This is a genomic window from Buttiauxella noackiae, assembly GCF_000737905.1.
Taxonomy (GTDB): domain Bacteria; phylum Pseudomonadota; class Gammaproteobacteria; order Enterobacterales; family Enterobacteriaceae; genus Buttiauxella; species Buttiauxella noackiae.
Map to the genome: position 1 here is coordinate 84,067 of NZ_JPRU01000003.1, position 26,941 is coordinate 111,007.

Below are 26,941 nucleotides of genomic sequence, written 5' to 3' on the forward strand. Positions count from 1 at the left end.
TAAGCCGTTCCGCCCAACTAATGTTCACGGCGGTTTATCGCCCTGAATAAAGCATAGCCAACGCTCTGTTTTGCTCCCGAAAATTAATAAACAAAAGTCATACGCTTCATGTATACCCAAATAATTCACGTTATGGGAAGGCGGTAAGCTCCGTCACTTACTTAAGTAAGTGACGGGGGTGACGGAGTGCAACCAACACATCCATAACGTGAAGTATGAAGGGTATATGACGTGATAAAAAAAGGGGCTGCAATGCCCCTTGTGTAATTAAGTGTACTTATGCGAGCAAGCGCAACATTCTACGTAACGGTTCGGCAGCGCCCCATAGCAACTGGTCGCCAACAGTGAAGGCCGACAAGTACTCAGGACCCATATTCAGTTTACGCAAACGTCCAACTGGAGTCGTGAGCGTGCCTGTTACCGCCGCAGGCGTCAGCTCACGCATGGTGATATCGCGGTCGTTTGGTACGACTTTCACCCAATCGTTATGCCCGGCCAGCATCGCTTCAATGGTTGGCAAAGAAACATCTTTTTTCAGTTTGAGAGTGAATGCCTGGCTGTGGCAGCGCAGTGCGCCAACACGGACACACAAGCCATCAACCGGAATGATAGTGCCGGTATTAAGGATTTTGTTGGTCTCAGCCTGGCCTTTCCACTCTTCGCGGGTCTGGCCATTATCAAGTTGCTTGTCGATCCATGGGATCAGGCTGCCAGCCAATGGCACACCGAAGTTATCGGTTGGCAGACTGCCGCTACGCGCAAGATCAGTCACTTTACGTTCGATGTTTAAAATGGCCGATGCAGGATCAGCAAGTTCGCTGGCAACGTGGCTGTGCAACTGGCCCATCTGGGTCAGCAGTTCACGCATGTGACGTGCGCCGCCGCCGGAAGCCGCCTGGTAAGTCGCAACAGAAACCCAGTCAACCAGGTCGTTTGCAAACAGGCCGCCAAGGGACATCAGCATCAGGCTAACGGTACAGTTACCGCCAACAAAGGTTTTCACGCCGTTATTCAGACCTTCCTGAATAACGTGCTGGTTAACCGGGTCGAGGATGATAATCGCGTCATCTTTCATACGCAGTGAAGACGCAGCATCAATCCAGTAACCTTGCCAGCCGCTTTCACGAAGCTTTGGATAGATTTCGTTGGTATAATCGCCGCCCTGGCAGGTAATGATAATGTCCAGTGCCTTCAGCGCTTCCAGGTCATAGGCATCTTGCAGCGTGCCATTGTTCTGGCCTGCAAAAGATGGGGCCGGAAGGCCTAACTGAGAAGTGGAGAAGAAAACTGGGCGAATGGCGTCAAAGTCGCGTTCTTCAACCATGCGTTGCATGAGAACGGAACCGACCATACCGCGCCAACCGATAAAACCAACATTTTTCATAGCGACTAATCCTGCAGAGGTATTTGCGTTGTGTGCATTCAAGGGAATATGTCCCACATTACAAAATGCTACCAAAGTCGCAAGTGAAATTAATCAATGATCTGCAAGCTATTAGAAATACAACTTATTAGAGACAACCATTCATGACCGAAATCATTTCTGCGGCAGTATTGTTAATCCTGATTATGGACCCGTTAGGGAACCTGCCGATTTTTATGTCAGTGCTCAAGCATACTGAGCCTAAGCGCCGCCGGGCCATCATGATCCGTGAGCTGCTTATTGCATTGATAATAATGCTTATTTTCTTGTTCGCTGGGGAAAAAATCCTTGCATTTCTTAACCTGCGTGCGGAAAGCGTGTCGATTTCTGGCGGGATTATCCTGTTCCTGATTGCCATCCGAATGATCTTCCCAAGCCATGAAGGCAATGCCTCTGGCCTGCCTGCTGGCGAAGAACCATTTATCGTGCCGCTGGCGATTCCTCTGGTTGCCGGGCCGACGTTACTGGCAACATTAATGCTGTTATCACACCAGTACCCAAACCAGATGGGGCATCTGGTTGCAGCGTTGATGCTGGCCTGGGGCGGCACCGTGGTGATTTTGCTGCAATCATCGCTGTTCTTACGTTTACTCGGGGAAAAAGGTGTTAACGCGCTGGAGCGCCTGATGGGCCTGGTATTGGTAATGCTGGCAACTCAAATGTTCCTTGATGGGCTTCGAATTTGGATGAAGGGATAACGCCTGGTCACTGCGCGAGCTTCCATTTAGTCTCAGCACAAACAAGAAAGCCGCCTTCATAAAAGGCGGTTTTTTATTATCATAACGTTCTGAGAATCACTTCTGCGAAATCACAGGCTTGCACAGGACAGGAGGATGAAGCTGGCGACGGCTCATCAGCGTCACACCCGCCAATACCAGCATAACCAACACTTCCACCAGCAAGAATCCCATCATCGCCTTCACATAATCATCATTGCTCAGCACACGAAAATGCAGGAACAACGCGCCGAGGATTGCCGGGCCAAGTCCAAGCGTTGATTGTTGCAGCGTACTTAAAATTGCACTGCCCGCACCGGCATCATTTGGGGCGATGTCACGCATCCCGAGGCGATAAAAACTGTTAACGATCAGCGCCTGCCCGTAGCCAATCAACACTGTTGCAGGGGCAACAGCTAACGCGCCAGCACTGTGGCCAAAGTGTTGTAACGTAGCAATAAGCGCCAATAGCCCAGCTACCTGCACGGCTATGCCAGCCAGCAAAATCGTGCTCATTGAATGACGTGCAATCAGTTTTGGGGCATAACAGGCTGAAACAAAATAGGCTACGCCAAGGGCAATAAAGCTATTACCCGACTGCCACGGAGCCATTCCCAGTCCAGCCTGTAGCGTTAAAGCCATACAAAACATAAAGCCCGACCAGCAGGTATAGAACAACACGGCTATCAAAAAACCAAAACGAATACTGGTCAGTTTAAGCAAACGTGGTGGAAGCAAAGGCTGCAGGCCGCGTTGTTGCTGGCTTAATGCTCCAGAGCGCATCCACCAACCAAGGGGAATAATCGCTATCAATGCAGCTTGCATCTGCCATGGCCAATGCAGTTCTGGGCCAAGTGCCATAGGAAAGAGTAGGCAGCAGAGTATTAAAGCCAGACAAAAAGTCCCCTGCCAATCGATACGCGAAACGCTTTCGCTACGGGTTTCCGGCAAATAACGCTTTCCTACCATCAACACAAATATGCAAATCGGGACATTAATAAAAAAGGCGTTACGCCAACCAAGCCCGGCGATATCTGCTGATACCAGCCATCCCCCGCCCATTTGCCCAATAATAAAAGCAATACCTCCGATACCACCATAGAGGCTAATGGCTCTGGTATGAGCGGTGCCTTTTAACGTGACGTGTAGAGTTGCGAGGATCTGCGGCACAATGAGTGCAGCCCCCATGCCCTGCAAAGTGCGTGCAGCAAGCAGCGTTCCAACAGAGCCAGCGATGCCACACAGCAAAGAGGCAATACCAAACAACGCCACGCCCCACATTAGAACGCGCCTGCGGCCCAGGTTATCTCCAAGCTTACTGCCCACAGCCAGACAAACGGCAAAGGCCACCCCATAGAGCGCCACAATAAGTTCCAACTCTGTATGGCTGGTACCCAATGACTGGGTAATCGAGTCCAGGGCCACGTTGGTAATCGACGTATCAATAAGCGGCAGCATCTGGCTTGTCAGAAGCAAAATCAAACCTGCTCGTCCAAGGGAAAAAGGGGGAATTCTCATCATGTGCTCCATTGCACGGTTCAGGATACCGGCGTAGCATCCCCCAATGTTTAAACGGGTACCAGTTCTTGCTTATACTGGTATTGGCACTACCCTTCTGGAGTTTTCCGTGACAACCATCACAAAACTTGACCAGTTTACTTCCACACTGGAAGACAATCGAAAAATGCTGGCGGCCTTTTTACGCACCCGGCGTGAAAGTCTTGACCCTCAGCGCCTCGGTTTACCCCGCAGTGGACGGCGCCGTACGCCAGGGCTGCGCCGTGAAGAAGTCGCGCTGCTGGCCGACGTTGGTGTGACCTGGTACACCTGGCTTGAGCAAGGACGGGATGTGAATCCCTCCGTCAGCGTGATGACGGCTATTGCCAATGCGTTGCAATGCTCTCCCGTTGAGACACGTCATTTATTTATTCTTGCCGGTTTGTCACCTGCAGAAATCCCGGCATCAGCATTATGTGAGAACCTCAGCCCCGCTTCACGCCGCCTGCTCGACGCACTAATGCCAAACCCTGCCTGCATGCAGAAGCCCAACTTCGATATTCTCGGTTACAACCACAATTTTTGTCTGTTGATGGGTGTGGATCTTGATGCCGTGCCGATAGATGAGCGCAACTGTATTTATCAGTACCTGACTGACGAAAACTGGAGCCGTCGCCTTGGGGACAGAGAATTGATTTTGCCCCTGTTCGTTGGCTATTTCCGCGCAGGGATGACAGAACACCGAGGGGACCCGCGCTGGGAGGCCTTACTGGAGAGCTTTTTCTCGGTTTCAGGGGAATTTAAAGCATTATGGCAGCAGCGGTACGAAGTTCGCGGCATCGAAAACCACCTCAAGCAGTTTACCCATCCGCAAATTGGCACCATCCAGATGCAACAGACGAACTGGTTTTCCACCCCTCGTGATGGCGCGCGCCTGCTAGTGTATTTACCGGTGGATGAAGAAGGGGAACGGCAGCTGGGACAGCTATCACAATTCGCGTGATGAAGGCGGGCAATAATGCCCGCCAAAAAAATTACAGCTCGATAATCAGTCCCGCATCGCACGAATCCGGCATAATCACCACGCCCTGTTCGCCCGCAGCACTCTTACCTTGCTTCACGCCTCTCACATCGCCGATGTTGCGCAGACACAGCGTCCAGTTTTTTGCCTGGCCGTCGCCCTGCACCGTCAGCGTGTTGCCTTCGCGCTTAACTTTCAGCATGAAGATAACCGAACCATCTGCCGCCGGGATTTCGCAAACTGTTTCGCGCCCATCATCAAGATTAAACAGCTGGAAGGCGGTGCCTTCATGCCAGGCATAATCCGGTTTCTGGTCGTTATTACCCAGCGCCAGCAGCGTGTTGTCACGCACATATACCGGCAAGCTCTGGAAGTCGTGCTTCTCTTTATGCCAACGACTGCCTTGCGCCTCGACGTTGTTGAACAGATGCGTCCAGCGACCTTCCGGCAGATAGAACTGCACGTCTCCCGCTTCACTAAACACTGGTGCAACCATCACGGACTCACCCAGCATGTACTGGCGGTCGAGATAATCGCAGCCCGGATCGTCCGGGAACTCCAGCATCATGGCGCGCATCATCGGCGTGCCGGTTTCCGCTGCATACGCCGCCTGGCGATACAGATACGGCATCATGCGTGATTTCCATTGCGTGAAGTGGCGCACCACGTCGCAGGCTTCGTCGTCGTACGCCCATGGCACACGGTAAGATTTGCTGCCGTGCAGGCGGCTGTGGCTGGAAAGCAGCCCGAACGCGCACCAGCGTTTATACACATGTGCCGGGGCCGTGTTTTCGAAACCGCCGATATCATGGCTCCAGAACCCAAAACCTGACATGCCAAGCGACAAGCCGCCGCGCAGGCTTTCTGCCATAGATTCATAGTTGGCATAGCAATCACCGCCCCAGTGAACCGGGAACTGTTGCGCACCAACAGACGCCGAACGGGCAAACAGCACGGCTTCCTCGTCACCCAGTTCCTGCTTGAGCACATTCCACACCAGTTCGTTATAAATGAAAGCGTAATGGTTGTGCATTTTCTGCGGATCGGAACCGTCGTGCCAGACAACATCCGTCGGGATGCGCTCGCCGAAGTCAGTTTTGAAGCAGTCCACGCCCATACGCACCAGGCGTTTCAGGTGTCCTGCATACCAATCGCACGCCGCCGGATTAGTAAAATCGACAATCGCCTGGCCCGGCTGCCATTTATCCCACTGCCAAACAGCACCGTTCGAGCGTTTCAGCAAATAGCCTTTTTCCATCCCTTCGCGGAATAGCGGCGATTTCTGGCCGATGTATGGATTTATCCAGACACAAATTTTCAGGCCGCGCGCTTTCAGACGCTTCAACATGCCTTCCGGATCCGGGAAGGTCACCGTGTCCCACTCGAAATCGCACCACTGGAATGCTTTCATCCAGAAGCAGTCGAAGTGGAAAACGTGCAGCGGCAGATTACGTTCCGCCATGCCGTCGATAAAGCTGTTGACCGTCGCCTCGTCGTAGTTGGTGGTAAATGAAGTGGTGAGCCACAGGCCGAACGACCACGCTGGTGGCAGCGCCGGACGGCCGGTGAAGCGGGTGTAACGGTCGAGCACTGCCTTCGGCGTTGGGCCGTCAATCACGAAGTATTCGAGATATTCCCCTTCCACACTGAACTGCACTTTGGAAACTTTTTCGGAACCCACTTCAAAAGAGACACATTCCGGATGGTTTACCAGCACGCCATAGCCACGGTTGGTGAGGTAGAACGGGATGTTTTTGTAGGATTGCTCGGTGCTGGTGCCGCCATCACGGTTCCAGGTCTCCACCGTCTGGCCGTTTTTCACCAACGCCGTAAAACGCTCGCCCAGGCCGTAAACCGTTTCCCCAACGCCCAAATCCAGGCGCTCGAACATATGCGTATTTCCGGTATTGCCATCCTGCACGTAACCGTTGTTTTTCACCGCACTACCCGTGATGCGTACGCCGTCACGCAGGAAATCCAGCGCCCATTCAACGCCTTTAGTGACGCGCACCGCCAGGTTACCGCTTTTTAGCTCAGCAAATTCAGCGGTGTTTTGCATCTCAACTTTTACATCTTTCAGCACATTAAGCGGATAGTGTGGGCCGTTATTCACCGCACCCTGGAAGTGCTCAATACGCACGCCCACTACACCTTCCTGCGGGGAGAAAAAGCGCAACGTAAACAGTGGGGTATCGAGCTGGTTGCCACGTTCGCGGACATCTTTCATGCCCGCATACACCACCATCTCATTGCCCTGTTGCTCCACATCGAAAACCTGCACCGGGTGGATAAGCGATAAACCAGGCTGGATCAGCCAATTGCCGTCACTAATCTTCATAATGCAATCCTTTGAACGATGGAATTTAGATTTCTACGGTTTTAAAGCATCGGGGACAGTGCGTGAATTCTGTAATCTCGTTATCAGATTACGATTCTTGATAAGTGTGAGCGCAGTCGCTCTTTCAAATGGGATAGGAAATGCTAAACGCGTGGTAAGTGAACGATTTAATTGATCGTGCTAATAGTATTGAAGGATTCATTGAGGAAAGGGGAAAGCATTGTTTGGTACAAGCGAAAAACCAGGTATACTGCGCACCGCCTCCATGTAGCAATCGAGGCCAGGAAGATCGTCGTCTCCGGTGAGGCGGCTGGACTTCAAATCCAGTTGGTGCCGCCAGCGGTGCCGGGCAGGTTCAACTCCTGTGATCTTCCGCCAATTTTGCCCTACTAACTCATCATCCGTGGAAAATTTTAGCTTCTATAAATTCACTTATTACTTTATTAATAGTGAATTGGAAACATATTAACTAAGTAAATTATCTTTCACCATCAAAATTTATTTAAAAAATATTAACATTCCATTTTGTGAAACCCTAAATTAAAAACGATCATATATCCACATTTATATAAATACATTATAAAACATTTTCAACCACATCATAATTAATGTATTAAATGAAATTAAAACTCATACCTAAACATCATGCCATGATTGCTCTTTGAGCTATTTAGACAAAGCTCAAAAATCTAGTAGTGCTCTTCAAAGAAAATAAAAATCTAGTTAGCATCAAGATTTCGCAAATTCTGCATTGCCTTATTTAAAAGAAAATGCTATATAATTAACATTGATGATTTTTTAATCTTGCATGCAATACTTATTCCATGAATAGAAATGTCTTTAAAATAATGTTCTCACTCACCAGCAAACAACCGTGGTTAGATGGTAAAGAAGATATACTAGAGCATTTACTGTTTGAAGAATGTCAAAAAGATGAAACTAGAGAGCTATTAATTGATCTAATACAACGATTCGAGTTCTTAGATAATGATAGATATCTATATCTGATGAGGCAAATTGCTTTAGAAATTGTAACGGAACCTAATTTATATGAGCAATCAACTTTGATAACAGCCATGAGTATTGGAAATGATGCTGATAGTGGCCAAGCCATAATATACTCATTGAAAGCATTATTGCAGGAGCAGCAATGGATAAATCACAAGTCAATAAATGATGCAATGCAATCTTTAAAAACTTTTAAAAGAAATGCACCATTGAGAGACATCATTATTGTTGATGAATTTGTTGGCTCTGGAAAAACAGTAATTGGAAGAGTAAGAACAATTAAAGAACAGTTTAAAGATGCAAATATTACTGATTATACTATCAGAGTTAAAACACTTGCAGCAACTGAGAAAGGTATATCGAATATTACGAGTGAAGGGATTGAAATATCTTCACAAGTAGTAATTAAAAAAGGTATTAGTGATTACTATGAAAAGGATGTTGCCCAGATAAAAATCGATCAAATGCTAGAGTTAGAATGTCTTTTATCAAGAAGTTATAATGGGCGTGAATTGCCAACACTGGGATATGGGGAAGCCGAGGCATTATATTATAGAAAAGATATTAACCTTCCCAATAGTGTGTTTCCTATTTTTTGGTGGTCAGAATACCTTAATAAAAAATCCAGAAGAACTTTACTTGTAAGAGCTATGGGTGATGCATGATGAAAAAAATTGACAACATTAGCTTCCTTATATTGAGAATAGTTTATTCGGCCAGTAGTAACAAACTTGATAGTTATTCCGTATTCAAAAGAACCAGGATTTCATTTCCCGATTTCTCTACAATAATAAATAAACTTAAAGCTATGGGCTACATTTATGTTGATGGAATCATAATCAGTATAACAAATAGTGGCCGAGAATATGTTCTTATGTATCATAGCTCATATGAAAATAAAAATAGAGAATGGAGAAATGTTCCTCAATCAATGCTTGGACCTAAGCTTGCACCCAATTATAAATATGTTCCAAGTCTAAGATTGTTAGATAAAAAACTTAAGAGCGATCTTGACAATTAAATATGAAACATGAAAAGATAAGGAATGGCTTACAGAAGCTAGTATGTTAGAGTGGAGTCGCTCTCATGATAAGGTCTGGGTTAACCCAGTTCATGGAAATTACTGTAACCAGTAATTTCCATGATGTGGATAATAAAATCTCACAGCGAATTTTTTCGCTGCTCGATTTTATTATCTGGATTGGACCAGCAAATTTTTGCGTTTTCGCAAAATTTTGCCGTCCCAATCCACAGGCTAAAGTATTGAAGGTATCTTCTGTAAGCCATTTCAACGATATTGATAACCTATGAAAAATAACGATATAAATTCTTGGATGGAGTTTTTTCTTGATCGAGGTGTATCTAGCGATCAGATAAATTATTATATCCCTTATATAGCCAAGTTATTAAAAACGAATTCCCCTATAATATTTGAAAAACAACATCTCGCTCATCTCATAGGTATTGATGAGAGCATTCTCGATAAAATTATATCCTCACCAAATCATTTTTATCGGGAATTTTTTATTCCTAAAAAAAGAGGCGGTTTAAGAAAAATAACTTGTCCGTATCCATCTCTTTTGATGTGTCAAAAATGGATTTACAAAAATATATTACTTAATGATACTCCACATGTATCTTGTCATGGGTTTACTCCTTCAAAGTCTATCATTACAAATGCCTCATTACATTTGAAGCAAAAATGCTTATTAAAAATGGACGTTAAAGATTTCTTCCCCTCAATTCCTATTAATTGGGTCATAAACTATTTCAAAGGATTAGGGTATTCAGATAATCTCTCATTTTATATGTCATCACTTTGTTGTCATGATAAAAAATTAGCCCAAGGGGCATCAACCAGCCCATACCTATCAAATTTATTACTAAAGGGATTAGATAATCGGCTTAACAATCTAAGTAGAAAATACAGACTAACTTATTCTAGATATGCTGATGATATGCATTTCTCAGGTGATTATATACCATCTGATCTAGTAGGCGTTATTACCTCAATCATAAATAATTACGGTTTATCTGTTAACGAGAAAAAAACTGCACTTTATATAAAATCTAATAAAAGAATAATTACAGGAATTTCAGTTGCAGGGGATGAGTTATCTCTACCAAGAGATTATAAAAGAAAACTTAAAAACGAATTGCACTTTATTGAGAAATTTGGATATATCTCACACATTACGCAGAAGAAAATAAAAGATCCAAACTATCTGTATTCGATACTTGGCAGAGTAAATTTCTGGTTGCAAATAGAGCCTGATAATGATGCTGCTATTAAAGGAAGGGATTATCTCATGCGGGTTTTAAAGAATAATTTATAATTCAGAGTTTCATTACGGTTATATATCTTTTAGGAATTTATTTTCCTCTCTGTTATTTGTTTTTCTAAAATTAGTCACAAAACCAAAAAATATAAAACCTTATTTATTGCTTTCTAAACGCTCTAACTCTTTCCGTCCAAGCGTCTTTAACCAATTCCCAAGACTCATACCCGCTTCTTTCGCTGCAACTTCAAATTGAGCTTTCAGCTCTGGTGAGATCCTGATCTGAAAAGCAGGATTTTTACCGGAAGCGGACTGCTTAGCATCATATTTGACCGTTGACATGTATGTACCCTTGAGTCTATTGTGGTTATTAAGGTACACACCCTATCACAGGGTCACCTGAAAAAAAACGCCCCCGAATAGTATTACGAGTACTAGACGAGGGCTCACCACAAACGTTAAAGGAAGTAACGCCATGGCTAACACCAATAGTACCACAACCACCGATCCTGAAATCATCAGCCCACCGCAAGTTAATGAAACGGCGATTGCCGCGCTGCTCAAAATCCCGCTCGGTGCCACTCAAGATCTCTTTCAGATACTCGACGCCTGTCAGCACTATATCGATGCGCTAATCGAAAACGACAACAATACCGAATGCATGGCGCTTTGCGGGCGGTTGCTTGCCGGGCTGGAAATGTTGAAGTTCGCGCTAAAAGCGCCGTTACCAGCGCATTTAATTGAGCGCCTGACGGTGGATGTGGCAGAACCTGATAATTATCGCGCTCCGCTTTCTACTGATTCCGGGACTCTGCGCGAGTATTGTTCCGCACTCACCATCTTATTACTGCAACACCAGCAGTCTCCCGAGCAGAAAGAACACATCACAGGGCTATTATTCGAGTTGATTAACCTTCTGGTCGAGGATTTAAAAGCACCGCGTTTTGTTCGCACTGATGGTGGGTTGGCAATGATCAGTGGCGAGGCAGTGCCTGGAATTCACTAACCTTTATTTTACGAGTGAAGGAGGGCTATAACCGCGCGGCGATTTGTGCCCCCTTCACGTCCTTAATACACACTTCTCGATGGTATTATTTTTTGATACCATCGAATGACAAGGAAGTCATACTACTCTTGTATGAAACGACAACATCAAAGGACGTTGGAGGTGATCTATCGTCGTCCCGTGGCAGGTTCTCTGGAATGGCGGGACTTTAAAGCGTTAATGATTTCGCTGGGGGCGGAGGTAGATGTAAGTGCCGCTGGATCGCGAGAAGCATTCACATTACGGGAAGAGGTTCGTGTGTATCACCGGCCACATCCGCAATCGACTATGGATAAAGGTGCCGTAAATGCGACCCGCACCTGGTTAGAAAGTATGGGAATCAAACCATGAATAACATTATTAAAATTGATGGCCACGCCGCTATTGTTAGCTTCGACCCAGACATTGAAATGTTTCGCGGCGAGTTCGTTGGATTAAACGGCGGTGCAGATTTTTACGCCTACAGTGTGCAGGAATTGAAAACAGAGGGAGCCGAATCTCTTAAATTCTTTCTTCATACATGTCGTGCAAAAAACATTGAGCCTTATAAATCATACAGCGGGAAGATTTCTGCTCGTCTAACGCCTGAAGACCATGCAGCTCTTGAACGTATCGCGCTGGCATGCGGCGAGAGTATTAATCAGTTACTCAATCAGGGCGCAAAATTAATCATTAAGCAACATGATGCGTGATTAGCGGTGCCAGGAATTAATCAGGTTTTGTAGGGCGGATTAGCTTGCGACATCCGCCATTTTTTAAAGCAACGCCTTCATCCACTCGTCACCTCCACGCTCTTCTTTGTCACTCCAGCATATGGCATACTTCGCCGATATTATTTCTGCCACATAAGCAAAAGAATCAGTCCGTTAGACTTAACTGGCGTAAACGAAATAAAACAAGGGGTTACGTGATGCGTAGCCTTTTTTAATGCCTTATATACCCGTCATACTTCAAATTGCATGTGCGTTGGCTTTCCTCGTTCACCCAGTTACTTACTAGAGTAAGCTCCTGGGGATTCACTGCGTCGCCGCCTGCCTGCAACTCGAATTATTTAGGGTACAAAGCAGGCAGCAATTGAAGAGGTTTTTATGAATTGGGATGTGTTGAAGTGGTTGATTGGCATCTACTTTGGCTGTTTTTTCGGGCTTCTGAAAGTCGCCTACTCGGACCCAAAATTTTATCTGGAATACATAGATAAAAAACTCACCTGGTTCTGTTACACCTGCATGGTCGCCTTCAGCGCCTTCTGGTACGGGCTTTATGCATGCAGAAATTACACAGTAGAAAACATCGACCTGATATCTGAACAGCTAAGCCATCTGGACAAAGAATATAGCTACGTAACTTCCTATCTTCTTGTTTTAATTATTGCGTCTTGTTTGTCTTTTGCCGCCAGCCTTTTGTTTATTGATGTCGCACGCAGAAAACAAGCTCATTTGAGCTCTTAATTAGCATTAAGACATTGAAAAATCTAAAAATCGTCTGGTAAAGCCAGGCGTTTTTTTGTTTTGTAGCCTGGCCGCGCCATAGCGCCAATAAACCCTTCGTCATACACCTTAACAATCTGTCTTGAGCGCAACAGGTAGAATCCCCTTCTTATTTAAAAGGGATATTTCAGCATGAAAAAATTGATGGCAGTTCTACTGTTAAGCGGTGTGGCACTTTCGGTTACGGCGTGTTCGAGCGATTACGTTATGTCGACCAAAGCAGGCGATATGATTGTGACGCAGGGGAAACCGGAAGTGGATAAAGATACTGGCCTGATTAGTTACACCGATCAGCAAGGCAATGAGCACCAGATCAACGACGATCAAATCGTGCAGATGATTAAGAAAGACTGATTTACGGTGCAAATACCAGCCAGCCCGTGCTGACTGGTATCTCGTCTTAGCGTGCCTGACCTACTCGCCACGCAACATCACGCATGGCATCGCGGGCTGCCTGGCTGATACCCCCAAGCTGGAAGAAGCCGTGGATCACGCCGAGATAGCGTTGGCAGGTGGATTCAACGCCCTGGTCCATCAGGCACTCATGCAGGACCTCGCCTTCATTGCGAAGTGGGTCGTATTCGGCGGTGATGATATGTACCGGTGGCAGACCTGCAAAATCTTCACGAAATAACGGGCTGGCTTCATCATCCATTGAGTCCAGATCGGGCATATAGGCCTCGTAACCTGAAAGCAGCGTATCGCGAGTAATGATGTAGTCGTAGCCATTTTCCTGATAGCTGACAGATTCCGCCGTCGCGTCCAGCATCGGGTAAATCAGCATGAGCCGCGCAGGCAGCCAGTTTCCCGCACTTTTCAGGCGCAGAGCCGTCACCAGAGCAATATGCCCACCAGCACTGTCGCCCGCGAGCGTTATTCGTTCACGGTTCACTTCCAGTTGATTAGCTGCTTTCCAGATAGCATCCGCTGCACGCTCAGCATCGTCATGCGCAGCCGGATAAGTGTGCTCTGGTGCCACGCGATACTGAACGGCAATCACCCGGCAACCACTGTAATAGCAAAGCTGGCGTAACTGGTTGTCATGGGTTTCAAACCCACCGCTAACAAAGCAACCGCCGTGGTAGTAGATCACGGCGGGGAGTGATCCGGTCGCATTGAGTGGGGAAAATATGCGTAACGTGCATCCATCAAGACTGATGTCTTTCACATCGACTCGTGTTTCGGTTTTACCCGCTAAAATAGTGCTGGCGATATACCCGGTGCGGCGTTCGGCAAAAGTTTGTTGGCGTGAAGAAGGACGGCCGGAGGCGATGAACTCATCAACCAGCCCGGCGATTGCGGGTTCAAGGGACATTCTGTGATCCTGGGTGATAAACAGGGCGGAAAAGCCAACGCTCTCCGCCCTGGGAACTGATTACTCGCCTTCCCCTGGGAACAGGAAAGGATTGATTGAGCTACGGGCAAAGCCTTCTTGCTCCATGCGCGCATCGAGCACCAGCGTGGCTAAATCGTCGGCCACGGCTTCCACTTTGGCATCTTTTTCCTGATACAAAATCTTCAGGTAGGTGCCGCAGTCGCCACAGCTTTCCGCTTTAATCGCTGACTGCTCACTTTCCAGCGACCAGTAGCTCAGGTCACGGGTTTGCTCGCAGTTGCTGCATTTCACGCGCACCACATGCCATTCGGTTTCGCACAAGTTGCAGTGCAGATAACGCAGGCCGCTGGTGCCGCCAATCTGCACGATGCTGGAAACGGGCATGGAACCGCAAACCGGGCAGAACTGGCGTTGTTCGCCGTATTCTGCTTTCGCACGCCCTGGAATCAGGCTCGCCATTTGCGCCCAGTAGAGCGACAACGCAGCCCAAATGAATGGCGCTTTGTCGCTGGAAACCAGCGCAAAATCCGCGTTAAACAGCGCGGTTGCCATCTCTTCCAGCTCTTGCGATGACGCTTTTTCCAGGTTTTCGATAACCGCTAACGCCTGACCGTCCATTTCTGGTTTCAGCTCGGCAATCAGTGAATTCAACAGGCGCTGCCAATGTGGATCACGCGGCAGCACGTGAATATCTAACGGCGGCTTGCCCGTTTCAGAAGACTTCTGAATCAGCTCGGTTAAATCCATTTGCAGTGGGTGGTCGTAGAGCACCACTTCTTGCGCGTGGGCGATAAGTGCGGCAAACCGCAGGAAGTCACCCAACGGATTGTCGGTCGCTAACTCGCGCAGGCGTTCTGCGCGGCGGTTGTAGAGATTTTTCAGCCGGGGGAACAACAACGGCGGGATCATCTCCGCCGTGCGTTTATCGCTCTTCTCCAGCTGATCTTGCGGGATTATGCGAATACTCATTCCTGTCGTTTTTCCTGTTTCTGGCGAACTTCACGATACCATTTCGGGTGGTGTTTCTTCGCCCAGGTCGTGGTGACCCAGCCTTCCACCATCGCGGTAATCGTGCCTTTCACCCAAAGGGCAGCGTAGATGTGGACCATAATAACCACAATCAGTGCCACTGCGGCAAATGAATGCACCATCAGGGCTACGCGAATCACCGGGATTGAGAAAGCAGGGGCAAAATACGGACGCCAGATAATTACGCCGCTCACCAGCAGCAACACCAGGAAGATAATCGCCGCCCAGAACACGCATTTCTGGCCGAAGTTATAACGCCCGGTGTCACCCACTTCCTCGTTGACGATGATCTTACGAATATTCTTCGCCCAAAAGATATCATCCCGATTGATTAGGTTGTGATGCCAGTAGCGGAAAAACATGATGATAAACGAGGCAAACATCACCACCCCCACGAATGGGTGGAGGATACGCGCCAGCTGCGGCGTGCCCAGAATGTGCATCAACCAGTTGAAGGATGGGAAGAAAAAGCCCAGCCCGCTGATTGCCGCCAGCATAAAGCAGAAGGCGGTTACCCAGTGGTTGATACGTTCAGGCGCGCTATAACGCTGAATGGTCACTTGTTTTTTCATGGTTTGCGCACCTCGTCATCGTCATGATGCAGGTTATCGTCATCTTCTTCGGCACGGTTCGGGCCGACCCCCACATAGTGGAACACGCTGGCGGCGAAGGTCGCAGCAAAGCCGATAGCGGCCAGCGGCTTCCAGACACCTTTCCAGAATTTCACCGTTGGGCTGATGGACGGATTTTCCGGCAGGCCGTGATACAGCGTTGGCTTGTCCGCGTGATGCAGCACATACATAACGTGCGTGCCGCCAACGCCTTCAGGATCGTACAACCCGGCGTTGTCGTAACCACGCGTTTTCAGCTCAGCCACACGCTCACCCGCCAGGTTTTTCATATCCTCTTTCGAGCCGAAATGAATCGCACCGGTTGGGCAGGTTTTCACGCAAGCAGGTTCCTGGCCGACGGTCACACGGTCTACGCACAGGGTGCATTTGTAGACACGGTTGTCCTCCGGGTTCAGGCGCGGCACGTCGAACGGACAGCCGGCGATACAATAACCGCAGCCGATACACTGTTCAGACTGGAAATCGACAATGCCGTTGGCGTACTGAATGATTGCACCTTCCGACGGACACGCCTTCAGGCAGCCAGGATCCGCGCAGTGCATACAGCCATCTTTGCGGATTAACCATTCCAGTTTGTCGTTCTGTTCCACTTCCGAGAAACGCATGACCGTCCACGATTTGGCGGTCAAATCTGCTGGGTTATCGTAAACGCCGACGTTGCTGCCGATTTCATCACGCAGGTCGTTCCACTCCGAACAGGCCACCTGGCAGGCTTTGCAGCCGATGCAGGTGGTCACATCGATAAGTTTCGCGACCTCTTGCTGATGATCCCGCGCCTGAGGCGCGGGCGTGAGGCCATTGGTGGCGGAACGACGGATAATGTCCTGAGATTGATAAGCCATAATTCGTCTCCGTTACACCTTTTCCACATTGACCAGGAACGCCTTAAATTCAGGCGTTTGCGTGTTAGCATCACCGACAAACGGCGTCAGGGTGTTAGCGATAAAGCCTTTCTTCGCCACGCCTTCATAACCCCAGTGAATCGGAATGCCGATGGTATCCACTTTCTGGCCGTTCACATCAAGCTGGCGAATACGTTTGGTCACCACCGCTTTGGCTTTGATAAAGCCACGGTTGGAGGAGACTTTCACCGTGTCACCGTGGGCAATACCGAGTGAATTAGCGAGCTTCTCGCCAATCTCGATAAACTGCTCTGGCTGCGCGATGGCGTTCAGTACCGCGTGTTTGGTCCAGTAGTGGAAATGCTCGGTCAGACGATACGTGGTGCCGACATACGGGAATTTGTCGTGCTTGCCCATCGCTTCCAGGTCACCTTTAAACACGCGCGCCGCCGGGTTAGAAACCACGTTCGGGTGCAGCGGGTTGGTGCCAAGCGGCGTTTCAAACGGCTCGTAGTGTTCCGGGAACGGCCCTTCCGCCATCTTGTCGATAGCAAACAAGCGCCCTAAACCTTCCGGCTGCATGATGAACGGCCCAACATCAGTGCCAGGTGCAGCAGTGCTGTAGTCGGCAATATCCGCCCCGCTCCACTTCGCGCCATCCCAGGAGATCAGGCGGCGTTTTTCATCCCACGGTTTACCCGCTGGATCGGCAGATGCACGGTTATACAGAATGCGGCGGTTGAGCGGCCACGCCCAGGCCCAGCCTAACGTGTTGCCTAAACCTGACGGATCGGCGTTATCGCGGCGTGCCATCTGGTTGCCGTCTGGCGTCCAGGAACCGGCGAAGATCCAGCAGCCACTTGAGGTGGTGCCGTCATCGCGCAGTTGGGCAAACGAACTGAGCTGCTGGCCTTTTTTCACCAGAACCGCGCCGGTTGCCGGGTCGACAACGTCCTGCAACGCTTTACCGTTGCTTTCCATCGCCACTTCTTCCGGTGCCGGGTTATCTGGCGTCAGGTAATTCCAGGTCATATTCAGCACCTGCTCAGGCAACGCACCGCCTTCGCTCTGGTACATGTGGCGCATGCGGCTAAAGATACCCGCAAGAATTTCGCCGTCGTTCAGCGCTTCCCCTGGGGCGTCCGCACCTTTCCAGTGCCACTGCAACCAGCGTCCGGAGTTAACGATTGAACCGTTTTCTTCGGCAAAACAGGTGGATGGCAAGCGGAACACTTCAGTCTGGATTTTCGACGGGTCGACATCGTTTATCTCGCCGTGATTTTGCCAGAAGTTAGAGGTTTCCGTATTCAGCGGGTCAATGGTCACAAGGAATTTCAATTTTGAGAGTGACGCAATGACTTTGTTTTTGTTCGGGAACGACGCGACTGGGTTAAAGCCCTGGCACAAATAACCGTTCACCTTGCCCTGGTTCATCATCTCGAAATATTGCAGGACGTCGTAGCCCTTGTCCCATTTCGGCAACCAGTCATAACCCCAGCTGTTTTCCGCGGTAGCTTTGTCGCCGTAGAAGGCTTTCATCATCGAAACGAAGAATTTCGGGTAGTTGCCCCAGTAGTTGACCTGGCCTTCCAGCAGCGGTTTCGGCGTGTTGGCGGCAAGGTAAGTCTGGAGATCCGGCTGTTTTTCGTTCGGCAGCGTCATGTAGCCCGGAAGGCTTTGTGACAACAGGCCGAGGTCGGTCAGACCCTGAATGTTGGAGTGCCCGCGCAGGGCGTTCACGCCACCGCCCGCCATCCCCATGTTGCCCAGCAGCAACTGAATCATCGCCATAGTGCGAATGTTCTGCGCGCCCACCGAGTGTTGCGTCCAGCCCAGCGCGTACAGGAACGACGCGGTTTTGTTTTTTGCACTGGTTTCGGCGATGTATTCACAAACTTTCAGGAAATCATCTTTCGGGGTGCCGCAAATATTGGAAACCACTTCTGGTGTGTAGCGGGAAACGTGCTCTTTGAGCAGGTTCCATACGCAACGCGGATGGCTGAGCGTCAGGTCGCGTTTCGCGAAGCCTTTTTCGTCCAGCTCATAGTTCCAGGTGGTTTTGTCATATTTACGGTTTGCCGCGTCGTAGCCGGAGAACAGGCCGTCGTCGAAGCTGTAATCCTCGCGCACAATCAGATTGGCGTTGGTATAAGCCTCAACGTATTCGCGGTTGAATTTATTGTTGTTGATCAGGTACAGCAGCACGCCTGACAAGAAAGCAATGTCAGAACCGGAACGAATTGGGGTGTAGAAATCCGCCACCGAAGCGGTACGCGTAAAGCGTGGATCGATGACAATCAGCTTCGCGCCGTTGTGGATTTTGGCTTCCATCGCCCAGCGGAACCCAACTGGATGCGCTTCTGCCGCGTTTCCACCCATCACAATAACGAGATCGGCGTTCTTGATATCAACCCAGTGGTTGGTCATCGCACCGCGACCAAATGTTGGAGCAAGACTTGCTACCGTTGGTCCGTGTCAGACACGCGCCTGGTTATCCACGGCTAACATGCCGAGGGCGCGGGAAAATTTCTGGGTTAAATAACCGGTTTCATTACTGGATGCAGAGGCGCATAACATGCCGGTGGAGAGCCAACGGTTGACCGTGATTCCCTGGTCGTTCTGAGCAATAAAGTTGGCATCGCGGTCTGCTTTCATCAGTTTGGCGATACGGTCAAATGCCGTTTCCCAACTGATCTGCTCCCATTTGTCCGAGCCTGGTGCGCGGTAAGACGGGAATTTGAGACGACTTTCGCTGTGGATGAAATCCACAAGTCCTGCACCTTTCGGGCAAAGTGCACCACGGTTAACCGGGTGATCCGGGTCGCCTTCAATATGGAAGATAGATGCTTTGGCATTTTTCGCGCCGTCGCCGAGGCTGTACATCAATAGCCCACAACCAACGGAACAGTATGTACAGGTATTACGCGTTTCACGGGTGCGCAGCAATTTATATTGCCGTGTTTCCGCAAGTGCTACGCCCGGGGCAAAGCCCAGTGCCGCTGCCGTAGTCCCTGCCATACCGCCAGCACAGATCTTAAAGAACTGTCTTCTGCTGACCTGCATGGGTGCTCCTTGTTTCGACATTTTTCACAAGTTTTATAAGTGTAATTTTTGCGGTTTGACCGACGAAGGTTCACAATCAAACCCAAACTGGAAATACCCCCTAATCCAATAGGGGTAGCGTTTCCAGAATACCACATTAGGATTAAGGCTGTTCCAATCAGGTTAAGACAAAGTGAACAATTCCGAACCAAATCAGAACAAAAATGTGAGCACCATCACTGGCGCGCGGACGATAGAGCTATGGCAACGCCAAGACTTACTCGAGGCTAAAGGCGACTGGCTGGCTGAAGAGGTCCCGGTAGCGCTGGTCTACAATGGTATTTCACATGTAGTAATGATGGCATCCCCCAAAGATCTGGAGCTTTTTGCATTAGGTTTTTCTTTATCGGAAGGGATAATTGAATCCCCATCAGACATTTACGGAATTGATGTTTCACCAGTCTGTAATGGCCTGGAAGTGCAAATAGAGCTCTCAAGCCGCCGCTTTATGGGGCTGAAAGAACGCCGCCGCTCACTTGCCGGACGTACCGGTTGTGGGGTCTGCGGTGTTGAACAACTCAACGATATTGGCCGCCCGATTACCCCTCTGCCGTTCACACAAACCTTCGATTTGAATAATCTTGATGCCGCTTTAAAACAAATGCGCGACTACCAGCCGGTGGGGCAACTCACAGGGTGTACGCACGCAGCATTGTGGCTTAACGAAAATGGCCAGATTCTGGAAGGTAAAGAAGATATTGGCCGCCATGTGGCGCTGGATAAACTGCTCGGCGCACGTGGGCGTGAGAGTTGGCACAACGGTGCGGTTTTAGTCTCAAGTCGCGCCAGCTATGAGATGGTGCAAAAGTCGGCCCAGTGCGGGGTAGAAATTCTGTTCGCCGTTTCTGCGGCGACAACGCTTGCGGTAGAAGTCGCACAGCGCTGTAACCTGACGCTGGTGGGCTTTAGTAAACCAGGCCGCGCAACGGTTTATACCCATCCGCAGCGGTTGCTGGCGTGAGCGCCGGATATGTCACTATTCTGGTGACATATCCGTAGCCTCGGAAAGCATCACTCGATGAGTTTCTGACCATCAAGATTGATGCTGATATCCTGTTTCTGCGATTTTCGATACAACAAAATAGCAATACCGACCGCTGTCCAGATTGCACCGAGCGTTAACGCATGGATGTTCATATTCAGACAAACGTAGCCAATCACTATCATCCCAAGTATTGGCGAAACAACATGCGGGAAAAGTCGACGGTGTTCTTTTCTCTTAAAGTTAAAAAGAATAAAGACACACAGGTTTACGACAAAAAATGCAAATAACGCACCGAAGTTAACAAGAGTAGAAATAGATTCGATATTTCCTGAGAATATATAACTAAGTAATAACGTTACTGCACCGGTAAATAAAATAGCATAATCAGGCGTTTTTCTTGCCACATGGATATGTGATAAGAAAGACGGTAGCATTCTATCGCGACTCATGGAGAACAGAACACGAGAGACCGCAGTCTGTGCGGTAATAATATTACCGACAGCGCAAATAAAGGCCACAATGATAGAGAAGGCAATTTTTAAACCTATCCCACCAACATTACCCGCAATATTAAAAAATGCCTCATTGGTGTCATTTCCTTCAGCAAACATTCCCGTATTAACCGTAGCAAAAGCAGCAAAGGTTACGACAATAATGAACAATACGGTTGCCAGGATCAGTGCCAGAATAGTGGCTTTACTTACTGCTTTTCCACCCCCTTCGCTTTCCTCGCTTAACGTACTTATCGCATCAAAACCAAGGAAATTTAATGCGGCAACAGAAATTGCTGTAGCAATTAACCCCGGAGTAAAATATGCAGAATTAAAAAATGGCGTGAATGATACAGTGATCATATCCGAGTTATTAAGAATTAAGCGTAAAACTAAAAAAACAAATACTGCAAGGATGGCCAGTTGAATAACGACCAATAATTTGTCAAATTTTGCAGTTTGCTGGATACCCAGGTAGTTAACACCAGTCCCGATAGCAACATAAATCAAAGGCCAGACAAGAATGGGAATCTCGGGGACAATAGCATGAACGGCAACGCCACCTAAGACCGCAACTAATGTGGGGAAGAGTAAATAATCCAGTAATAGCACCCATCCAGTAATAAAACCAACTACCGGATTAATACAAACTCCCGCATAGGCATAAGCCGATCCTGAAGATGATATCTCTTTAGAAAGAGTCGAATAACTGTAGGCGGTGAAAAACATCGCAATGGCACCGATAATATAAACCAGGGCAACCATGCCATGGGATAAATTATACACCACACCATAAAGCGATACCGGTGCAATGGGAACCATAAATACCAATCCATAAAGCACTAAATCAGATAGTGATAACTTCTTAATTTTGGACATGTTGATAACCTCAATATTTATGAATCAAGGCCTCGGAGGAAATTGTCGACTGCTACGAGGCAAGGAGTGGTGTTTTCTTCATGTGGGTTATGACTACTTCCTGGAACAGTAACAATATGGCTATTTGATATTTCATCGATAAAAGGTTGGACGACTAATAATGTGGCCTGATCAAATTCACCATGCAGCACCAGGCAGGGGAAACTAATATTCTTTAACCTATCAGTAATATCCCATTCGCTAAGTGAACCGGTGGCAGCAATTTCATTTGCCCCCCACATGGCATGATAAGCCGTAGGGTCCGCGTTAAATTGTGCATTCGAACGTTGAATATGCTCTTTTTCATCCTCCAGCATATAAACATGGCTGGCATAGTATTGCTGAAGTTGCTCCGGAGGGTTTTGATAGGCCCTTGCCAGCATAATTTCTTTGACAAAGAATTCATCACTCACACTGAATATAGTGCGGAACAATCTTTCTGACTCATCCCTCCAGGTCTGAATTTTCGCTGGTGCACTGGCAAATACTGTTCCCACAAGCCCCGATGGGCATTGACATGCCCACTCCGCAGCCAACATTCCGCCCCACGAATGCCCGAGAATAGAATATTTATTTTCAATGCCCAGATGGGAAATTACTTGTTGCAACTGTTTTATATACCGAGGAATGGTCCAGAAATCTTTCCCGGCATAAGGGAAGTGCGTTGATCGCCCACAACCTAGTTGGTCATAAAAAATCACCATACGCCCATCTTTAGAAAGTTGATGGTAATTTAATAGATAATCGAAGCCACCGGATGGGCCGCCATGTATAATTATTAAGGGTGTCAGCGGTGATTCTGGATCACCATATACCCGATAACTGGTGAGCATATTTTCATAAAAAAACTCACCATAAATACAATCTTGTTTTTTCATTATATGAACCATAGGGTAATCGTCATTAATGCAGGCAACAAAAAAACTGTTGCCTGCAGACTATATTTATTATTTTTTAATACTATTTAATATATTGCACCAAAATGAGGTGTAATGTTCCCACTGCATAAATTGTGGACTTCCCCAGTGAGGGGCACAGTCACTTGCAAAACAGGCTACCCGGCCATTTTTATAATTACCGAGTACCAGTAATGGGTCGCCATTAATTTCAACCAACGCGGTGCTTTCTGGTTTCGAGATCAGTTTGTTATAACCCAGCAACGGCGGCCATTGCGTAAGTTGTGCTGTGATATTGTGTTTGTTATCCGTCGTCACTGGTTGGCATCCTTGTGGTAATTCCACACGATCGTCGCAATCCAGCATTTCGACCGGGAGCACTTCTGCCAGAACAGTATTTTTATAATTCGCTTTTGCTTCTATCCCTGTGAAAGAAAGATAGCCACCAATCATTAATAAACCACCACCCTGCGCGACATATTCTTTGATAAGCTCAAGAGCATTTGGGATGATTTCCATATTGTAGAATGTCTTATTCTGCAACAGAAAAGTATTACTGCCGATATCACTGATGACGATTGCATCGTAAACAGATAATTCTTGAACAGTTTTTGGGAAATTAATTTGCACCACATGCGCTGGCATGTAGTCAATTTCAACTCCGGAACTACGCAGGCAAGATAACAGATGGTTAGCACCTTCTTCATATTTACTTGAAGTGAAACTATCGTAACCTTTAGAGTGGATCATGTGGATGTGCCAGGACTCACCAATAAATAAAATTCTCATCACTTCACCTCATTATTTTATGATTGCAACATCGTTAGTTTGTGTCGTCATGCGATGGATAACATTCTGATGCGTTGGCATACTTGATGCACCTTCTTGCTCCACGGCAAGAGAAGCGAAAGCAGAGGCGTACTGTATCGCGGACACAAGATCATATTTTCGTGCCAGTGCGGTTGCCAAAGCACCATTAAACGCGTCACCTGCTCCGGCAGCATCTTTAACCACCGCATGCCAGGCTGGAACAAAGAGTGTTCTCTCTTTTTCACAAAGTAGTGAGCCTTGCGCTCCTAAAGTAATAATGACTTTTTTAACACCTGATTTCAGGATGATATTTCCTGCTTGCTTTGCATCTGAAATATTACTGATATTAATTCCAGACAAAAAGGAGGCTTCCGTTTCATTAGGCGTTAATATATCAATCGAACCAATGATTTCATTAACCTGTTTGGTATAGGGTGCAGGATTCAGAATGATGGATTTTTCTTCTTGCTGCGCAATTTTAATAAACTCTTTAATTGCTGATAAATTATTCTCAAGCTGCATTAAAACAACATCGGCTGCGGCAATAAAATTACGCTGTTCCTGGATTTCTTCCACCGTAATTTTCATATTGGCGCCAGAATAAATAGCAATACAGTTATCACCATCTTCTGCGGATACATAAATCAATGCACTACCTGTTGGTGCATCGTCCGTCTGATAAGCACTATAAGATTTTATACCCGATTTTTTAATGTGATTAAGAGCAAAGGCACTAAACTGGTCTTTGCCAACTTTAAAAATAAAGTGCACATCCGCGCCTGCATTGCTGGCTGCCTGTGCCTGGTTTGCCCCTTTTCCTCCGGGATAAAAACCAAACTGGCTGGCAAGCACGGATTCACCACTTTGTGGGAGCCAGGGCACCGTTGCGGAGACATCAATATTAAAAGAACCCAAAATACATACTTTACCTGACATTATAGAATCTTCCTTTTTTACTCTGGTCTCTTTATCAACTGGAAGTTCAGTAATATCCGGTATAATGATTTTGTTTTCGGCAATGAGTTTACTTAATGCTTGCCGATTTAAAATCCCACCGCCATAACAGCGCTGAAGCATTCCTGCATGTTGTAAATAGTCCAGATCGGAACGGATGGTTTCTTGACTAACCTGATAATAAAGAGAAAGTTTACTAACGTTGACGCTACCTTCCTTAATTAATAAATTAAGAATATCGCTACGTCTTTCTTCTTTAAACATATGCCCTCCTGCAATGTGGGAGGATTATATTTATACGTTTGTTACAAGGTGGTGAAATCAGTCACAGATCATGTTGAAAACCGGAAGCAAAACCAAATTCCGGATTGATATATAAAAATAACTTTCCCGTTAAAATTTCATAACGATATTAATAATTACAATTTATATATGTGATTTACCATTCAACTTCACGGTTTTAAATATAAAATATAAAACCCTGCCTGAAAATGAGAGTTGCAAGGCATATTAACATTATCAATGATGACTAAATTGTTAAGTAATATGAGTAAACGCTAAACCAGATTTTGCTGCTATCTACCACAACATGGTTTTAGCAAATCCGTTCAAACGACCTTTTATACGCTACCACTGCGATGCATCGCGCAAGTTGTACATTCCGTTACGTACCGACACCAATCACTCACTGAACGTATTTGTTTGTTGGCCTAAAGTGATTTCAACGGGCCAACAACCCACACATAAACAACTACGAGACTATCAAAATGAAAAAAGTATTAACTCTGATTGCTGTTGCTGTAATGGGTATGTCCTCTGTTGCTTTCGCTGCTGACACCACTGCGGCACCTGCTCCAGCAAAACACACCACTACTGTGCACCACAAGAAACACCATAAAGCAGCGCCTGTAGCTCAAAAAGCGCAAGCTGCTAAAAAGCACCATAAAAAAGCGACTACAACCGCAACCCCAGCAGCACCACAGAAAGCTCAGGCTGCTAAAAAGCACCACAAAAAAGCCGCTACAACCGCAACTCCAGTAGCGCCACAGAAAGCTCAGGCTGCCAAAAAGCACCACAAAAAAGCAGCTGCACCAGTAGCGCCAGCAGCAAAACCAGCGGTTAAACCAGCTGCATAAGTTGCAATGAAAACCCTCATTATTAAAAACACCCGGCTTGCCGGGTGTTTTTTTATCAAACCTGAGCTGCTGCTAAAACGCTTTCGGTTTGAAATCATCCTGATGCTGGTCATTATTTATGGAATGGCTGCGGTCTGCTGCTATTTTTTGTTCTTCTCTCTCTCCACAACTTAAAATCCTCTCGGTCTCAAATTCCAACAATCGCCTGCGCGTCACACTCCTGGAAAACTCAATTTTCAAATCCTCCCCCTCTCTGCTTTCATGCTGCACTGTGCTTATTGGTGCTATAAATTGCTGCAGTTCAGGTAAATGGAGAATGACGGACATGTCAGTACGAAGAAGAATGGAAGTTGGTGAACTATACACGGACCACGGCGAAGGGCTGCCAGAGGAGCGTCGCGCTGGGAAAGAACTGGTGTACGACTTCAACCTGACGCGACCGGCTGAAGAAGCTCGTCGTGCGGAGCTGCTCAAGAAGCTATTCGGTAATATAGGTGAGAATGGTTGGATTGAGCCGCCCCTGCGCGTGGCTTATGGCAGTCATACTCATATCGGCAAAAACTTCTATGCTAATTTCAATTTCATCCTGGTGGACGATGCCACTGTGACAATCGGCGATAACGTAATGGTCGCGCCAAATGTGACGATATCCACCGCCGGGCATCCGATAGACCCAGAAATCCGCATCACAGGGCAGCAATTTTCTCTGCCAGTCACTATTGAAGACAACGTTTGGTTGGGAACCGGTGTCATCATCAACCCAGGCGTGGTGATTGGCCGTAATAGCGTCATTGGCGCAGGTAGCGTTGTGACAAAATCAATTCCGCCAAACGTGGTTGCCGCAGGGGTTCCTTGCCGTGTGATACGAGAAATTACCGCAGAAGATAAGTTGGCGTTTGCTCGGTAGTTATCCTCTCTTATATACAAAAGGCGGATAAGAGATTCATATTTACCCGCCTAACTGTGTGGTAAGTAGTTCCTCATCTTTCTTTCACG

General features: G+C 47.4%; 26 protein-coding genes and 1 tRNA gene. 14 read left to right on the plus strand and 13 right to left on the minus strand.

All coding sequences use genetic code 11. The features are described 5' to 3' along the window. Positions 1-277: 277 nt before the first annotated feature. Complete coding sequence (gene asd / locus IX31_RS16230) at positions 278-1,384, minus strand: aspartate-semialdehyde dehydrogenase (RefSeq protein WP_034460329.1); 1,107 nt, start codon at positions 1,382-1,384, stop codon at positions 278-280. Between the two features lie 143 nt (positions 1,385-1,527). Between asd and IX31_RS16235 the strand changes: the two genes are divergently transcribed. Beyond that, positions 1,528-2,121, plus strand: coding sequence for a YhgN family NAAT transporter (locus IX31_RS16235; protein WP_034460330.1), 594 nt, complete (start codon positions 1,528-1,530; stop codon positions 2,119-2,121). Between the two features lie 96 nt (positions 2,122-2,217). On the opposite strand, the gene IX31_RS16240 is transcribed toward IX31_RS16235, so the two are convergent. Then, the gene (locus IX31_RS16240; protein WP_034460331.1) at positions 2,218-3,657 is read right to left on the minus strand and encodes an MFS transporter; all 1,440 of its coding nucleotides are present in this window, start codon (positions 3,655-3,657) and stop codon (positions 2,218-2,220) included. Positions 3,658-3,823: 166 nt separating this feature from the next. On the opposite strand from IX31_RS16240, the gene IX31_RS16245 reads away from it, so the two are divergent. Next, on the plus strand, positions 3,824-4,639 hold the full coding sequence (locus tag IX31_RS16245; protein ID WP_241767204.1) for a helix-turn-helix transcriptional regulator: 816 nt from the start codon (positions 3,824-3,826) through the stop codon (positions 4,637-4,639). 31 nt (positions 4,640-4,670) lie between these two features. On the opposite strand, the gene yicI is transcribed toward IX31_RS16245, so the two are convergent. After that, complete coding sequence (gene yicI, locus IX31_RS16250) at positions 4,671-6,995, minus strand: alpha-xylosidase (protein ID WP_034460332.1); 2,325 nt, start codon at positions 6,993-6,995, stop codon at positions 4,671-4,673. A 283-nt stretch (positions 6,996-7,278) separates the two neighbouring features. On the opposite strand from yicI, the gene IX31_RS16255 reads away from it, so the two are divergent. From IX31_RS16255 to IX31_RS16275, 4 genes are all read left to right on the plus strand, one after another. Continuing rightward, positions 7,279-7,373: transfer RNA gene (locus IX31_RS16255), tRNA-Sec, on the plus strand. Positions 7,374-7,819: 446 nt separating this feature from the next. After that, positions 7,820-8,668 (plus strand): phosphoribosyltransferase-like protein, encoded by an 849-nt coding sequence (locus IX31_RS16260; protein ID WP_051880741.1) that lies wholly within the window; start codon positions 7,820-7,822, stop codon positions 8,666-8,668. Continuing rightward, positions 8,665-9,024 (plus strand): hypothetical protein, encoded by a 360-nt coding sequence (locus IX31_RS16265; protein WP_034460333.1) that lies wholly within the window; start codon positions 8,665-8,667, stop codon positions 9,022-9,024. Before IX31_RS16260 ends, IX31_RS16265 begins: the two co-directional genes overlap by 4 nt. Positions 9,025-9,310: 286 nt before the next feature. Further along, positions 9,311-10,339 (plus strand): reverse transcriptase family protein, encoded by a 1,029-nt coding sequence (locus IX31_RS16275; RefSeq protein ID WP_034460336.1) that lies wholly within the window; start codon positions 9,311-9,313, stop codon positions 10,337-10,339. 99 nt (positions 10,340-10,438) lie between these two features. On the opposite strand, the gene IX31_RS16280 is transcribed toward IX31_RS16275, so the two are convergent. Beyond that, entirely contained in the window at positions 10,439-10,624 is a 186-nt protein-coding gene (locus tag IX31_RS16280) for a toxin-antitoxin system HicB family antitoxin (RefSeq protein ID WP_034460338.1), read from the minus strand. A 133-nt stretch (positions 10,625-10,757) separates the two neighbouring features. Between IX31_RS16280 and IX31_RS16285 the strand changes: the two genes are divergently transcribed. From IX31_RS16285 to IX31_RS16305, 5 genes are all read left to right on the plus strand, one after another. After that, a complete protein-coding gene (locus IX31_RS16285) occupies positions 10,758-11,288 on the plus strand; it encodes a hypothetical protein (protein ID WP_034460340.1) in 531 nt (176 codons plus the stop codon). 162 nt (positions 11,289-11,450) lie between these two features. Further along, entirely contained in the window at positions 11,451-11,678 is a 228-nt protein-coding gene (locus tag IX31_RS16290; RefSeq protein ID WP_198528575.1) for a type II toxin-antitoxin system HicA family toxin, read from the plus strand. Continuing rightward, positions 11,675-12,019 (plus strand): type II toxin-antitoxin system HicB family antitoxin, encoded by a 345-nt coding sequence (locus IX31_RS16295; RefSeq protein ID WP_034460344.1) that lies wholly within the window; start codon positions 11,675-11,677, stop codon positions 12,017-12,019. The genes IX31_RS16290 and IX31_RS16295 overlap by 4 nt, the downstream gene beginning before the upstream one ends. Positions 12,020-12,415: 396 nt before the next feature. After that, positions 12,416-12,775 (plus strand): hypothetical protein, encoded by a 360-nt coding sequence (locus IX31_RS16300; protein ID WP_034460346.1) that lies wholly within the window; start codon positions 12,416-12,418, stop codon positions 12,773-12,775. Between the two features lie 171 nt (positions 12,776-12,946). Continuing rightward, on the plus strand, positions 12,947-13,168 hold the full coding sequence (locus IX31_RS16305; protein WP_034460347.1) for a YgdI/YgdR family lipoprotein: 222 nt from the start codon (positions 12,947-12,949) through the stop codon (positions 13,166-13,168). Positions 13,169-13,214: 46 nt separating this feature from the next. Here IX31_RS16305 and IX31_RS16310 read toward each other — a convergent pair whose 3' ends face one another. From IX31_RS16310 to fdnG, 5 genes are read right to left on the minus strand one after another with little or no spacing between them, the layout of a single operon-like run. Continuing rightward, on the minus strand, positions 13,215-14,129 hold the full coding sequence (locus IX31_RS16310; RefSeq protein WP_034460348.1) for an alpha/beta hydrolase: 915 nt from the start codon (positions 14,127-14,129) through the stop codon (positions 13,215-13,217). A 60-nt stretch (positions 14,130-14,189) separates the two neighbouring features. Continuing rightward, a complete protein-coding gene (gene fdhE / locus IX31_RS16315; protein WP_034460349.1) occupies positions 14,190-15,119 on the minus strand; it encodes a formate dehydrogenase accessory protein FdhE in 930 nt (309 codons plus the stop codon). Continuing rightward, the gene (gene fdoI / locus IX31_RS16320) at positions 15,116-15,751 is read right to left on the minus strand and encodes a formate dehydrogenase cytochrome b556 subunit (protein ID WP_034460350.1); all 636 of its coding nucleotides are present in this window, start codon (positions 15,749-15,751) and stop codon (positions 15,116-15,118) included. Before fdoI ends, fdhE begins: the two co-directional genes overlap by 4 nt. Further along, positions 15,748-16,653 carry a formate dehydrogenase subunit beta gene (fdxH, locus tag IX31_RS16325; protein ID WP_034460351.1) on the minus strand — a complete coding sequence of 302 codons (906 nt, stop codon included), beginning with the start codon at positions 16,651-16,653 and terminating at the stop codon, positions 15,748-15,750. Before fdxH ends, fdoI begins: the two co-directional genes overlap by 4 nt. A gap of 12 nt (positions 16,654-16,665) precedes the next feature. Continuing rightward, entirely contained in the window at positions 16,666-19,716 is a 3,051-nt protein-coding gene (gene fdnG / locus IX31_RS16330) for a formate dehydrogenase-N subunit alpha (RefSeq protein WP_122974047.1), read from the minus strand. Between the two features lie 172 nt (positions 19,717-19,888). On the opposite strand from fdnG, the gene fdhD reads away from it, so the two are divergent. Further along, positions 19,889-20,716 carry a formate dehydrogenase accessory sulfurtransferase FdhD gene (gene fdhD / locus IX31_RS16340; RefSeq protein ID WP_034460354.1) on the plus strand — a complete coding sequence of 276 codons (828 nt, stop codon included), beginning with the start codon at positions 19,889-19,891 and terminating at the stop codon, positions 20,714-20,716. 50 nt (positions 20,717-20,766) lie between these two features. Here the strand turns inward: fdhD and IX31_RS16345 are convergent, their stop codons facing one another. From IX31_RS16345 to IX31_RS16360, 4 genes are all read right to left on the minus strand, one after another. Next, entirely contained in the window at positions 20,767-22,110 is a 1,344-nt protein-coding gene (locus IX31_RS16345) for an APC family permease (RefSeq protein ID WP_034460355.1), read from the minus strand. A 17-nt stretch (positions 22,111-22,127) separates the two neighbouring features. Then, complete coding sequence (locus IX31_RS16350; protein WP_034460356.1) at positions 22,128-23,027, minus strand: proline iminopeptidase-family hydrolase; 900 nt, start codon at positions 23,025-23,027, stop codon at positions 22,128-22,130. A 69-nt stretch (positions 23,028-23,096) separates the two neighbouring features. Further along, complete coding sequence (locus IX31_RS16355; protein ID WP_034460358.1) at positions 23,097-23,834, minus strand: glutamine amidotransferase; 738 nt, start codon at positions 23,832-23,834, stop codon at positions 23,097-23,099. A 12-nt stretch (positions 23,835-23,846) separates the two neighbouring features. Next, entirely contained in the window at positions 23,847-25,073 is a 1,227-nt protein-coding gene (locus tag IX31_RS16360) for a PfkB family carbohydrate kinase (protein WP_034460360.1), read from the minus strand. Positions 25,074-25,576: 503 nt separating this feature from the next. On the opposite strand from IX31_RS16360, the gene asr reads away from it, so the two are divergent. Next, complete coding sequence (gene asr / locus IX31_RS16365) at positions 25,577-25,945, plus strand: acid resistance repetitive basic protein Asr (RefSeq protein WP_034460361.1); 369 nt, start codon at positions 25,577-25,579, stop codon at positions 25,943-25,945. A gap of 325 nt (positions 25,946-26,270) precedes the next feature. After that, positions 26,271-26,852, plus strand: a complete 582-nt coding sequence (locus tag IX31_RS16370) for a maltose acetyltransferase domain-containing protein (protein WP_034460363.1) — start codon at positions 26,271-26,273, stop codon at positions 26,850-26,852. Positions 26,853-26,941 lie beyond the last annotated feature (89 nt).

Coding starts and splice junctions, on each gene's coding strand:
- asd (WP_034460329.1), bottom strand. CDS start 1,384: ATGAAAAATGTTGGTTTTATCGGTTGGCGCGGTATGGTCGGTTCCGTT.
- IX31_RS16235 (WP_034460330.1), top strand. CDS start 1,528: ATGACCGAAATCATTTCTGCGGCAGTATTGTTAATCCTGATTATGGAC.
- IX31_RS16240 (WP_034460331.1), bottom strand. CDS start 3,657: ATGAGAATTCCCCCTTTTTCCCTTGGACGAGCAGGTTTGATTTTGCTT.
- IX31_RS16245 (WP_241767204.1), top strand. CDS start 3,824: ATGCTGGCGGCCTTTTTACGCACCCGGCGTGAAAGTCTTGACCCTCAG.
- yicI (WP_034460332.1), bottom strand. CDS start 6,995: ATGAAGATTAGTGACGGCAATTGGCTGATCCAGCCTGGTTTATCGCTT.
- IX31_RS16260 (WP_051880741.1), top strand. CDS start 7,820: ATGAATAGAAATGTCTTTAAAATAATGTTCTCACTCACCAGCAAACAA.
- IX31_RS16265 (WP_034460333.1), top strand. CDS start 8,665: ATGATGAAAAAAATTGACAACATTAGCTTCCTTATATTGAGAATAGTT.
- IX31_RS16275 (WP_034460336.1), top strand. CDS start 9,311: ATGAAAAATAACGATATAAATTCTTGGATGGAGTTTTTTCTTGATCGA.
- IX31_RS16280 (WP_034460338.1), bottom strand. CDS start 10,624: ATGTCAACGGTCAAATATGATGCTAAGCAGTCCGCTTCCGGTAAAAAT.
- IX31_RS16285 (WP_034460340.1), top strand. CDS start 10,758: ATGGCTAACACCAATAGTACCACAACCACCGATCCTGAAATCATCAGC.
- IX31_RS16295 (WP_034460344.1), top strand. CDS start 11,675: ATGAATAACATTATTAAAATTGATGGCCACGCCGCTATTGTTAGCTTC.
- IX31_RS16300 (WP_034460346.1), top strand. CDS start 12,416: ATGAATTGGGATGTGTTGAAGTGGTTGATTGGCATCTACTTTGGCTGT.
- IX31_RS16305 (WP_034460347.1), top strand. CDS start 12,947: ATGAAAAAATTGATGGCAGTTCTACTGTTAAGCGGTGTGGCACTTTCG.
- IX31_RS16310 (WP_034460348.1), bottom strand. CDS start 14,129: ATGTCCCTTGAACCCGCAATCGCCGGGCTGGTTGATGAGTTCATCGCC.
- fdhE (WP_034460349.1), bottom strand. CDS start 15,119: ATGAGTATTCGCATAATCCCGCAAGATCAGCTGGAGAAGAGCGATAAA.
- fdoI (WP_034460350.1), bottom strand. CDS start 15,751: ATGAAAAAACAAGTGACCATTCAGCGTTATAGCGCGCCTGAACGTATC.
- fdxH (WP_034460351.1), bottom strand. CDS start 16,653: ATGGCTTATCAATCTCAGGACATTATCCGTCGTTCCGCCACCAATGGC.
- IX31_RS16345 (WP_034460355.1), bottom strand. CDS start 22,110: ATGTCCAAAATTAAGAAGTTATCACTATCTGATTTAGTGCTTTATGGA.
- IX31_RS16350 (WP_034460356.1), bottom strand. CDS start 23,027: ATGAAAAAACAAGATTGTATTTATGGTGAGTTTTTTTATGAAAATATG.
- IX31_RS16355 (WP_034460358.1), bottom strand. CDS start 23,834: ATGAGAATTTTATTTATTGGTGAGTCCTGGCACATCCACATGATCCAC.
- IX31_RS16360 (WP_034460360.1), bottom strand. CDS start 25,073: ATGTTTAAAGAAGAAAGACGTAGCGATATTCTTAATTTATTAATTAAG.
- asr (WP_034460361.1), top strand. CDS start 25,577: ATGAAAAAAGTATTAACTCTGATTGCTGTTGCTGTAATGGGTATGTCC.
- IX31_RS16370 (WP_034460363.1), top strand. CDS start 26,271: ATGTCAGTACGAAGAAGAATGGAAGTTGGTGAACTATACACGGACCAC.